We start from the raw sequence: 11,963 nt of genomic DNA, 5'->3' as shown, positions 1-11,963 counted from the left end.
TTACTTACCTCACTTCCTGAATCGAATTATTTATTTATATTGGGAAACATCAATACCTAATTCTTCAGCTTTGTCAATCACTTGATCAATCGCACCCACGTTTCTAAACGCTTCTTCAGGTAGAGTGTCGTATTTACCTTCTAAGATACCTTCAAAGCCATCTAATGTTTCTTCAACGGTTACAAACGAACCTGGAACGCCAGTAAACTGTTCAGCTACATGGAAGTTTTGTGATAAGAATAATTGAATACGACGTGCACGTGTCACTGTCACTTTCTCTTCATCACTTAATTCTTCAATACCAAGAATTGCGATAATATCTTGCAATTCATTATATCTTTGCAATGTTTGTTGAACTTGTGTGGCGATATGATAATGTCTATTCCCAACAATATCTTCAGATAAAGCAATCGATGTTGATTCTAGCGGGTTCACTGCTGGATAAATACCTTGTGACGTTAACTTACGGTCTAAGTTTGTTGTTGAATCCAGATGGGCAAACGTTGTCGCTGGCGCCGGGTCAGTATAGTCATCTGCTGGAACATATACAGCTTGAATCGAAGTAATCGCACCATCAACCGTAGAAGCGATACGTTCTTGCATGGCGCCCATTTCACTTGCTAATGTCGGTTGGTAACCAACAGCAGACGGCATACGTCCTAATAGTGCTGATACCTCAGATCCTGCTTGAGTGAAACGATAGATATTATCAACGAATAGTAGTACGTCTTGTTTCATTGTATCTCTGAAATATTCTGCCATAGTTAAACCAGTTAATACAGTTCTCATTCTCGCTCCAGGTGGCTCGTTCATTTGACCAAACACCAAGGCAGTATTCTTATCAACACCACTCTCAGCCATCTCCTGAATTAAGTCATTCCCTTCACGAGAACGTTCTCCAACACCAGCAAAGACGGAAATCCCATCCCGTTCTTGTGCGATATTGTGGATTAATTCTTGAATGAGTACTGTCTTACCAACTCCAGCACCACCGAAGAGCCCGACTTTCCCACCTCTTAAATAAGGTGCCAATAGGTCAATAACTTTAATTCCAGTTTCCAATACTTCAAAGTTACTTTCTAAGTCTTCATACTTTGGAGCATCATTATAGATACTTTTCAATTCATAGCCAGTTTCTAATGGACCACGGCGATCGATTGTCTGACCGAGCACATTAAATACTCGTCCTAAAACTTCTTTTCCAACAGGAACTTGGATAGTTGAACCTGTATCAACCACTACCATATCACGACTTAAACCTTCAGTCGCATTCATAGCAATAGTTCTAACAGTCCCTTCACCTAAGTCCAATGATACTTCGACGACTGTTACATCATCACGATTTAAATCCTCTTCAGTAACTGTCTCTTCCGTTTCATTTGGAATGATCACTAAAGCATTCTGAATATGAGGGACGCCATCGTCTTTAGGAAACCGAACATCGACGACTGGGCCGATAACTTGTTCTACTTTTCCAATTCTCATGTTATCTTGCCTTCTTTCCTTTAATTTTGTGCATTCGCACCACTCGTAATCTCGATGATTTCATTCGTTACGCGTTTTTGTCTTTGTTGATTATAGACATATTGTAAATTCTTAATTAAATCAGTTGCATTATCAGTTGCTTGAGTCATTGCTTGCATGCGACTTGCTTGTTCTGCGGTTTTTGCATCTAAGATTGTTCCATAAATCATACTTTCTGCATATTGAGAAAGCAGTATATCTAACACATCTGGAACATCAGGTTCTATGGCATAATCAACATCTGTTTTTTCTTCAGTTGGAAGATTTGTCAGAGGTAATAATTGCTCACAACGAAATTCATTTTGCAAAGCATTTATTGAATGATTATAAACTAGATATAATTCATCGAAAGTCTCGTTTTTAAATAACTCAACACATTTTTGGATTAAACTTTGAACTTGTGTAAATGTCGGAAAGTCAGATAAATGATGCAACTCGTGTGCAACATTAAAATTTTCTTTTCGACATAATTTCATAATAGGTTCACCGACGGCCATCACAACGATATCTTCTGCACCTTGATTTCTTTCGTCCAATAATGCTTTAAATTCTTTCAATATTGTTGAGTTGTAACCACCAGCCAATCCTTTATCTGATGTAATCACTAAGTAACCTGATTTCTTAACGGGTCGATTAATTAGTAAATCATGAAAATCGACGATACTCGTTAAGTCACTATTCGTTACATAACCAGCATTACTTATATCACCAACTTGACGCATTAAGTTTGCAACCGTTTGTTTAATTTTCGTTGCATATATTTCATAATTACTTGATATATTAACAATTCGGTTATACTTTGTCGTAGAAACTAAACTCATTGCTTTAGTAATTTGAGATGTCTTATTGATTGAATCAATTTGTCTTCTAATTTCTTCTAATGCCAATATATTTCACCTCGATTAATCTACTGTTTGCATTGTTCGGAACATTTCTCCAAAGTTACTTAATAAATTGTCTAAGCTTTCTTGATCCGGCAAATCACCCGTATCTACAATTTCTTTCAAGACATCTGAATGAGTTGTCTCGATATAATCGTATAATTGCTCTTCATAGTATTTCACTTGATCAACAGGGATATTTTCTAAATACCCGTGAGTTAAAGCAAATAACATAATTACTTGATTCGTTACGGGTATTGGTGAATGAGACGATTGTTTTAATACTTCAACCGTTAATTTACCTTGATCTAATCTTCTTTGAGTGGACTCATCTAAGTCTGCTCCGAATTGAGAGAATGCCTCGAGTTCTCGGTAACTTGCTAAGTTTAAGCGAAGTGTCCCGGCAACTTTCTTCATTGCCTTCAATTGTGCTGATCCCCCGACACGAGATACTGATAACCCAGCATCAATGGCAGGTCTTACTCCAGAGAAGAATAGATTTTGATCCAAGAAGATCTGTCCATCTGTAATCGAAATAACGTTTGTCGGAATATATGCAGATATATCTCCAGCAAGTGTTTCTACAATCGGTAAAGCTGTCATTGAACCGCCACCCATTTCTTTATTCAATTTAGCTGAACGTTCTAATAAGCGTGAATGTAAGTAGAATACGTCACCGGGATATGCTTCTCGTCCAGGAGGTCTTTTAAGTAATAAACTCATCTCACGATAAGCTGCTGCTTGTTTTGATAAATCATCATAAATAATTAATACGTGGCGTCCGTTATACATAAATTCTTCACCCATAGCTGTAGCCGCATATGGAGCTAAATATAATAGACTCGACATTGATGATGCACTCGCAGAAACAACAATCGTATGATCCATTGCTCCGTGATGTTCCAATGTTGTCACTAAGTTTTTAACAGTAGATTCTTTTTGACCAATTGCTACATAAATACAAATAACATCTTCATCTTTTTGATTAATGATCGTATCTACGGCTAAAGTTGTCTTACCAGTCTTTCTGTCTCCGATAATTAATTCACGTTGTCCTCGTCCAATTGGAACTAATGTATCAATGGATTTAATCCCTGTTTGCATTGGCTCAGCAACACTTTCTCTATCCATAATTGCTGGTGCTTCTGCTTCAATCGGACGATTTTTCTTATTGATAATTTGTCCATTCCCATCTAATGGTTCTCCAAGTGGATTGACAACTCTTCCTAATAGGGCTTCTCCTACTGGAACCTGCATCACTCGATTCGTCCGACGAACTAAATCTCCTTCGTCAATATCAACATATTCTCCAAGGATAATCACACCGATATCATCTTTTTCTAAGTTTTGCACCATGCCAATAGTACCATTAGCGAATTCAATCATCTCACCGTTCATGGCATTATCTAAACCATTTACTCGGGCAATACCATCCCCAATGAAAGAAATGATTCCGATTTCTTCAAGGTGATGCGATGCATCAAATTGTTGGATCTGTTGACGTAACCGCGTAGTTAATTTTTCAGTTTCCAATTATTTCACCTCTATTTCATATTGATTTGTTTGTGTAGATAACCATTTAAATCATTTAATTTACGTTTTAAACTGTTATCGTAAAAGTAAGTTGTACTTTGTACTCTGATTCCAGCTATCATGGATGGATCTACACGAAAATCGACTTTATCATTGTCGAAAGGAATGACATGATTCACCGCATCAATAACTTTTTTTCTTTCTTCATCAGTTAATTGTTGTGCACTTGTTATTCTCACTTTTTCATTCGAACGATAATCATCTTGCTCACTTGCTTCTCTGATTCGTTTTTTATTGATAGAAAATGAAGCAAGTTGTTGTAGTAATTGTTCTTCATTAAGTGAATTATTTATATTATCTACTTTCATTTATACTCGCATCCATTTCTAATACTAATTCTGATATCAATTGTTGGTGGTCTTCCGAATTTACTTCACGTCTTAATACTTGTTCAGCAATTTCGATAGATAATTTACCAATTTGATCTTCCATTGATTCCAGCATTTGTCTACGTTCCCGTTGAATAGATAGTTCTGCTTGTGTGCGCATTTCTTCTATCTCTTCTTTTGCTCGTTCAATTTGATCAGCTTTCATCTTTGAAACTTGCCATTTTGTATCTTGTACTAATTTATTGGCTTCAGTTCTCGCGTTAGTTAGCATTTCTCTTGCTTCATCTTCCGTTGCTTCAGCATTTTTTTTCGCTACTTTAGCATCGTTAATATTACTATCAATTATTTCTTCACGTTCTTGTAGAATCTTTGATATGGGATCCCAAGCAAATTTAGAAACGATAAATAAAAGAATAGCGAAGGATATAATTGTCATTAAGAAATGACCTACTCCTGTTTGAAGTATTGATTCAAGCATTTAATTCCCTCCATTTTCCGTAGTTAATTCTTACATGAATAGTAACATAAAAGCAATAACGGCAGCCATAATTGGGATAGCCTCAATCATACCTACACCGATAAACATTGTCCCTCTAATTTTACTTTCCATTTCTGGTTGTCGAGCCATCGACTCAATTGCTTTTGAAATAACCAAACCGTTCCCGATCGCAGACCCTAAAGCAGCGAAAGCAATCGCTATTGCAGCACCAATTCCGTTCATAATTATATGTCTCCTTTATATTTTAAAATTTTAATGTTCAGTAACAACTTTATGTGATAAATAAACCATGGATAACGTTACAAAGATATATGCTTGTAATGCCCCAATGAATAATGAAAATCCTTGCCATACCATTTGTAATGGTATCCCAGCTAACCAAGTAACTAAACCGAAACTGTTACCTAATTGAGCGATTAATGCGAGTAGTATCTCACCTGCAAAGATATTCCCAAATAAACGTAATGACAAAGTAGCAATTGAAATAATTTCATCTGCAGCTTTAATCGGGAGTACGGCTACATTAGGTGTAGCATAATTCTTTTTGAAATATCCACCAAAACCAAATTTTTTGATCCCTAGAATATGCGAAATGAAATTCATAGTAAGAGCTAATGCAATACAGACGATTGGATCCGCTGTCGGACTTTTCCAATACGAAATCTCATGAGCTTCTACTAAAAATGGTAAACCAAGCACATTTGATACAAAAACGAATAAAAATAGCGTCAAAGCTAACATGACGTAGACAGGTTGACTTTGACTACCAAATGATTCCTCAACTATCCCATTAATAAATGATATTAAATACTCAAAGACAGTTTGTGTCTTTCCAGGATTCTCAACCTTCAGTTTACGTGTGAAAAATAAAGATAGAAGAAATACAATAATCAAAGTAGCAATCATTGCAACTAATGTATTAAACCCGACATTAATACCGAATAGATTAACTAATTTTGTCTCACTCAAAAGCGACCCCTCTTTCTTTAAAAATATTGTGCACAAACTTTTTATAGTTTATATCACGTCAAATAAAAAGCTATTAAATATTTATTCAACATTTTTTATTTTACCATGGAAATTACATTAACACAAACACTTACTAGTCAGTAACCACAGCGTTTTTTTGTGTAGTACTATATTGACCTTGAATATATTTTACATTATAGTATTTATTTTTTTGTATTAAGTTTACTAACAAAAAATATTTTATTTTTTATTTTAATTTTTCCGGGCTATTATTTTTATATATTTCATAATGATTACGCTACCACCTTGATTAAATCAAATGTTTACAAAAATAATAAAAACAATTTATTTTTAATATTTCAAGTTTTTTTTAGTGTTCCTTTGTACTTTATATACACCCACATGTTGTTATAGTTTATAAAATATGCAAAAAAAAGAGAGTAAGTTTTTACTTACTCTCTCAAAAATTAAATTAAATGTGGATTGGTTGACCTAATACTAGTTCGGCAGTATCCATTACAACTTCACCTAATGATGGGTGAGAGTGAATAGTTAATGCTAAATCTTCTGCATTTAAGCCACCTTCTACAGCAAGGATTAATTCAGTTAATACCTCGGATGCGTTCGGACCTACTACTTGAGCACCGACTAGAATATTATCTTCTGTTGTTGTAACTAAACGAACGAATCCTTCAGTTTGGTCTAATGAAATTGCACGACCGTTACCACCGAATGGGAATTTAGATGCTTTAACTGATAATCCAGCATCTTTAGCTGTTTTTGCAGTATGACCTACAGAAGCTAATTCTGGATCTGTAAATGCTACTGCTGGCATTGCAACGTAGTCTACAGTGTCAGCTTCACCGCTGATTGCAGCTGCTGCAACTTTACCTTCGTATGAAGCTTTATGTGCTAATGCCGCACCAGCAACGATATCACCAATTGCATAGATGTTAGGTAAGTTAGTACGACCTTGGTTATCAACTTCGATTAAACCACGATCAGTCATCTTAACGCCTGCTAAATCTAAGCCCATTTCGTCAGTGTTTGGACGACGTCCTACTGATACTAATACGTAATCAGCATTTACTTCTTCTTCTTTACCGTTAACTTCAAATTTAACAGTAACTGAATCTCCGTTATCAACTGCTTCTTTAGCCATTGCGCCTGTATGAACAGTCATATTACGGTTTTTCATTTCTTTCTCAACAACTCTTACCATGTCTTTTTCAAACGATGGTAATAATTGAGGTGAACCTTCAAGGATAGTTACTTCAGAACCTAAGTTAGCATAAGCCATACCTAATTCTGAACCAATCACTCCACCACCGATAACAACTAATTTTTTAGGTACTTCAGTTAAGTTTAAAGCACCAGTTGAATCGATAACACGTCCACCAAATTTGAATCCTGGGATTTCAATTGGGCGAGAACCTGTTGCGATGATTGCATTTTTGTATGAATAACTTTCTGCTCCATCTTCATGAATAACACGTAAATGATGATCATCTTGGAAGAAAGCTTCTCCCTTAATGATTTCAACTTTATTCTTTTTAAGTAACATTCCAACGCCACCAGTTAATTTTGAAACAACTTCATTGTCTTTCCATTCTTGTGTGCGTTTGAAGTCTAATTTAACTTCGTTAGTTGTTACACCAAATACTTCACTGTTTTGTGCATTGTGGTATGCATGTCCAGCACTAATAAGTGCTTTAGAAGGAATACATCCTACGTTTAAACAAACTCCACCAATATGTTCACGTTCAATGATGGCAACTTTTTGGCCTAGTTGTGCTGCACGAATCGCTGCAACATATCCACCAGGGCCTGAACCGATAACAACTGTATCTAATTCAACTGCGAAATCTCCAACTACCATTTATTTATTCACCTTATCCTTCCATTAACAATAATTCTGGATCTGCTAAGTAACGTTTGATTTCGTTCATAGCGTGTTGTGCTGTAGCACCGTCAACGATACGGTGGTCAAAACTTAATGACAATTTAACAACACGTCCAACTGCTAATTCACCTTCGTCATTAACAACAGGTTGTTGTACAATTGAACCGAAACCTAAGATAGCTACTTCTGGATAATTGATAACTGGTGTGAACCATTTACCACCTGCAGAACCGATATTTGAGATTGTAACAGTTCCATCTCCCATTTCAGAAGCAGATAATTTACCTTCGTGAGCTTTACCTGATAAATCAGTGATTGCGTCAGCAATATCAAACATGCTTAATGCGTTAGCATCTTTAATATTTGGTACGTATAATCCACGATCTGTATCTGTTGCAATTCCGATATTGAAGTAGTTTTTGTAAACTATTTCGTTAGTTGAGTCATCAATCGATGCGTTTAATACTGGGTATTTCTTAACAGCTGCTACTAAAGCTTTAACAACATATGGTAAAAATGTTAATTTAGTATCGCGTTCTGCAGCAACATTTTTGAATTTCTTACGGTGATCCCATAATTTAGAAACTTCAATTTCGTCATGTAATGTAACATGAGGTGCTGTATGTTTAGAGTTAACCATTGCACGAGCAATTGCTTTACGCATACCTGACATAGGTTCGCGAGTTTGACGTTCTGAAACTGGTACAGAAGCTGGTTCTGCTGCTTTAGCTGGTGCTTCTTTAGCTGGAGCTGCTTTCACTTCAGAAGCTGTTTCAGTTTGTGCTGCTACTGCCACTGGAGCTTGAGCTGTTGTTTGATTTGGATCAAAGTTATTCACGTCATCAGCTGTAACACGTCCACCTTTACCAGATGGTGTTACTGATGTGATATCAATTCCTTTGTCACGTGCTAATTTACGTACAGAAGGCATTGCTAGAACGCGTCCTGTTGCGCTGTTTACGCCTGCAGTACCTGTAGATGCTGCTGGTTGAGCGTTAGAATCAGCAGGTTGTTGTGCTGGATCTTCGCCTGCTTCAGCAGTAGGTGATGCGGGTGTTGATTGAGTATCATCACCTGAACCTTCGTAGTCCGGTGCATCAATTTCAACTAAGATATCATCAACGACTGCAACTGTTCCTTCTGATGCATGGATTTTAACCACTTTACCAGCATATGGTGAAGGTAGTTCTTCTACTGCTTTATCGTTTTGGATTTCTACTAGAATTTGATCTTCTTCAATTGTATCGCCTTCAGCTACTAACCAAGATACAACTTCACCTTCAATAATTCCTTCACCTAATTCAGGTAAACGGAACATGAAGTTAGATCCACCTGCTGCTGGTTTAGCCGCTGGTGCTTCTTGAGCTGGAGCCGCTGGAGCCACTTCTTCAGCTTCATCTTCGTAACCAGGTGCGTCAATTTCTAGTAGTACTTGACCAACTGTTGTTACTTCACCTTCTTGTGCAACGATTTTTGAAACTGTTCCACTTACTGGAGAAGGTAATTCTTCTACTGCTTTATCATTTTGAATTTCTACTAAAATATCGTCTTCTTGAACTTGGTCGCCTTCAGCAACTAACCAAGATACAACTTCACCTTCAACGATACCTTCGCCTAATTCAGGTAATTTAAATTTAAATGCCATTGGGTGTTTACATCCTTTCTCGTTTTCAGATATGTTTAACAAATAACCAAAGGGTAGCAGAACTACCCTAAGTATTTATAATTAGAAATCAGTAGCTTCTTTTACTTTTGCTACGATATCATCAGCATTTGGTAACCAGTCTTTTTCTGCCATACCGAATGAGAAGACAGTATTAGGAGCTGCTACAAATCCAATTGGAGCTTTTAATGAAAGAATGGCGCGTTGTGAAATTTCAGAAATTACTTTCTCACCAACACCTGCTTGACGTTGTGCTTCTTGAACAACGACAACACGTCCAGTCTTTTCAGCTGAAGCAACAATTGTTTCGATATCTAAAGGATGAACAGTACGTAAGTCAACGATTTCAGCTGAAACGCCGTCTTTTTCAAGCGCTTCCGCTGCTGAGATAGCTTCACGAACCATTGCACCATAAGTAATGATAGATACGTCAGTACCTTCTTTAACAACGTTTGCTTTTCCTAAAGGAACTGTATATTCTTCTTCTGGAACTTCCTCACGGAATGAACGGTAAAGTTTCATATGTTCTAAGTAAACAACAGGGTCATTATCACGAATTGCAGAGATTAATAATCCTTTTGCATCATATGGGTTAGATGGGATAACTACTTTAATACCAGGAGATTGTGCAATTAGACCTTCTAATGAGTCCGCGTGCATTTCTGGTGTCGCAACTCCCCCACCAAATGGTGAACGGATTGTAATTGGCATAGTGCGTGATCCACCTGTACGGTAACGAGTACGCGCTGCTTGTCCTACAATTGAGTCCATAACTTCGAAAACAAATCCGAAGAATTGGATTTCCATAATTGGACGGAAGTTTTCAAATGTTAAACCAACGGCTAAACCACCGATACCAGATTCTGCTAAAGGTGTATTAAATACACGGTCCTCTCCGAATTTTTCTTGTAAACCTTCTGTGGCACGGAATACCCCACCGTTAGCTCCTACGTCTTCACCGAAGACTAAAGTACGGTCATCGTTGCCTAATTCAATTTCTAAAGCGTTTGTGATCGCTTGAATCAATGTCATTTGAGCCATGATTATTTATTCTCCTTTGCTTCGTAGTATTCAATTTGTTCTTGTGTTACATAGTCAGGAGTTTCAAACATATTTTTCAAGAAGTCCGAAACTTTTTGTTTAGGAGTAGATTCTGCTTGTTTAATTGCTTCTTTAGCAGCTTCTTTAGTGTTTTCAACTACTTCGTTTTCTTTTTCTTCTGTCCATAATCCTTTTTCAGTTAAGAATTTACGGTAACGGTTTAATGGGTCACGTTGACGCCATTCGTCTTGAGCACCTTCTGGTTGGTAACGTTTTGGATCATCACCTGATAGTGAGTGAGGTCCGAAACGGTAACATAATGTTTCGATTAATACTGGTCCGTTTCCTGCAATCGCATATTCACGCGCAGCTTTCGTTACAGCATAAACCGCTAAAATATCCATACCATCAACTTGAACACCTGGGATACCAGCTGCTACAGCTTTTTGAGCTAATGTTGGTGCTGCAGTTTGGAATTCACGTGGAGTTGAGATAGCCCAACCGTTGTTTTGAATTACGAAGATTGCTGGTGCTTTATAAGCTCCGGCAAAGTTCATTCCTTCATACACATCACCTTGAGATGAACCACCGTCACCCGTCCAAGTCATTGCTACGGCTTTACGACCATTTTTCTTGATACCCAAAGCTGCACCAGCAGTTTGAACATACTGAGCACCAATAATAATTTGTGGTGGATAAGCTCGGAAATCTTCAGGGTAAGTACTTCCTTCTACATGTCCTTTAGACCATAAGTATGCTTTGTAACTAGGTAATCCATGTTGCATTAATTGAGGTATATCGCGGTATCCTGGGAAGATAATGTCATCTTCAGTTGTTGCCGCAATTGTTCCTAATTGAGAAGCTTCTTGTCCAGTTGTTGGAGCTACGAATCCTAAACGTCCTTGACGACTTAATGCTTGAGTACGGTTATACCACTCGCGGTAGAAAACCATATCTTCCATAAATGTTACTAATTCTTCGTCTGAAAGTTCAGGCATTAATTCCTCATTAACTACCTTTCCGTCATTATCTAATATTTGAACTGTGCTAAAATCAAAGTTGTCTGCTCTTAGCAGATCTTCCATTTTTGCAGGAACTTTTTTATTTGCCATGCTATTACACATTCCTCTCTTAAAATAATATAGAATAATACAAAGCACAATAAACTGTACTATTCAGTTATTTCTAATTTATCACGCTCATTAAATAATTGCAAGTATTATAAAAATTATAAAACGATTACAAAACCTGATTTTAAGCTTGTTGAGAAAATCTTCACAATATGTCGATTGAAATTTAAAATTTTATTTGTTGTTATATTTTCATTGAAAATGTGTTTCAATAAGGAAATTCTGTTGTAGTACAAAATTCGCCTGTAACATTTATTATAATCAAATGAGATGATTCCAATTTGTTTGTTATAATGTTTTTTTATCCTGAATAATTCATACTTTTAAATATTGAGTTATTCTAGTCGTTATTTTTCAATTTTGGATCACTTTATCGAAATTAAAATATTTTAATCGATTTTCTAAGCTAAAGAAAAACTTTTTAGTCTCAT

The 11,963-nt window shown here is 36.6% G+C and carries 11 protein-coding genes; all 11 read right to left on the bottom strand.

The window, feature by feature from the left end; translation table 11 throughout:
* Positions 1–30: 30 nt before the first annotated feature.
* Complete coding sequence (gene atpD / locus ACEN4N_RS06315; protein ID WP_407093897.1) at positions 31–1,485, bottom strand: F0F1 ATP synthase subunit beta; 1,455 nt, start codon at positions 1,483–1,485, stop codon at positions 31–33.
* A 20-nt stretch (positions 1,486–1,505) separates the two neighbouring features.
* The gene (gene atpG / locus ACEN4N_RS06310; protein WP_407089176.1) at positions 1,506–2,411 is read right to left on the bottom strand and encodes an ATP synthase F1 subunit gamma; all 906 of its coding nucleotides are present in this window, start codon (positions 2,409–2,411) and stop codon (positions 1,506–1,508) included.
* Between the two features lie 15 nt (positions 2,412–2,426).
* Positions 2,427–3,938, bottom strand: a complete 1,512-nt coding sequence (gene atpA, locus ACEN4N_RS06305) for a F0F1 ATP synthase subunit alpha (protein WP_407089177.1) — start codon at positions 3,936–3,938, stop codon at positions 2,427–2,429.
* An 11-nt stretch (positions 3,939–3,949) separates the two neighbouring features.
* Positions 3,950–4,306, bottom strand: a complete 357-nt coding sequence (locus ACEN4N_RS06300) for a F0F1 ATP synthase subunit delta (RefSeq protein WP_407089178.1) — start codon at positions 4,304–4,306, stop codon at positions 3,950–3,952.
* Positions 4,293–4,805, bottom strand: a complete 513-nt coding sequence (gene atpF / locus ACEN4N_RS06295; RefSeq protein WP_407089179.1) for a F0F1 ATP synthase subunit B — start codon at positions 4,803–4,805, stop codon at positions 4,293–4,295. Before atpF ends, ACEN4N_RS06300 begins: the two co-directional genes overlap by 14 nt.
* A gap of 30 nt (positions 4,806–4,835) precedes the next feature.
* A complete protein-coding gene (atpE, locus tag ACEN4N_RS06290; RefSeq protein ID WP_407089180.1) occupies positions 4,836–5,048 on the bottom strand; it encodes a F0F1 ATP synthase subunit C in 213 nt (70 codons plus the stop codon).
* 30 nt (positions 5,049–5,078) lie between these two features.
* A complete protein-coding gene (atpB, locus tag ACEN4N_RS06285; protein ID WP_407089182.1) occupies positions 5,079–5,795 on the bottom strand; it encodes a F0F1 ATP synthase subunit A in 717 nt (238 codons plus the stop codon).
* A 472-nt stretch (positions 5,796–6,267) separates the two neighbouring features.
* Positions 6,268–7,674: a dihydrolipoyl dehydrogenase gene (gene lpdA / locus ACEN4N_RS06280; RefSeq protein ID WP_407089183.1), complete on the bottom strand. Its 1,407-nt coding sequence runs from the start codon at positions 7,672–7,674 to the stop codon at positions 6,268–6,270.
* A 13-nt stretch (positions 7,675–7,687) separates the two neighbouring features.
* The gene (locus tag ACEN4N_RS06275; protein ID WP_407089184.1) at positions 7,688–9,343 is read right to left on the bottom strand and encodes a 2-oxo acid dehydrogenase subunit E2; all 1,656 of its coding nucleotides are present in this window, start codon (positions 9,341–9,343) and stop codon (positions 7,688–7,690) included.
* Positions 9,344–9,424: 81 nt separating this feature from the next.
* Complete coding sequence (locus ACEN4N_RS06270) at positions 9,425–10,402, bottom strand: alpha-ketoacid dehydrogenase subunit beta (protein ID WP_197104787.1); 978 nt, start codon at positions 10,400–10,402, stop codon at positions 9,425–9,427.
* A gap of 2 nt (positions 10,403–10,404) precedes the next feature.
* A complete protein-coding gene (gene pdhA / locus ACEN4N_RS06265) occupies positions 10,405–11,514 on the bottom strand; it encodes a pyruvate dehydrogenase (acetyl-transferring) E1 component subunit alpha (protein WP_407089185.1) in 1,110 nt (369 codons plus the stop codon).
* Between the last annotated feature and the right edge of the window lie 449 nt (positions 11,515–11,963).

The sequence above is a fragment of the Ruoffia sp. FAM 20857 genome (assembly GCF_045528645.1).
Classification (GTDB): Bacteria; Bacillota; Bacilli; order Lactobacillales; family Aerococcaceae; genus Ruoffia; species Ruoffia halotolerans.
The sequence above is the reverse complement of the archived record's forward strand: the minus strand, read 5'-3'. Positions and strand labels throughout refer to the sequence as shown.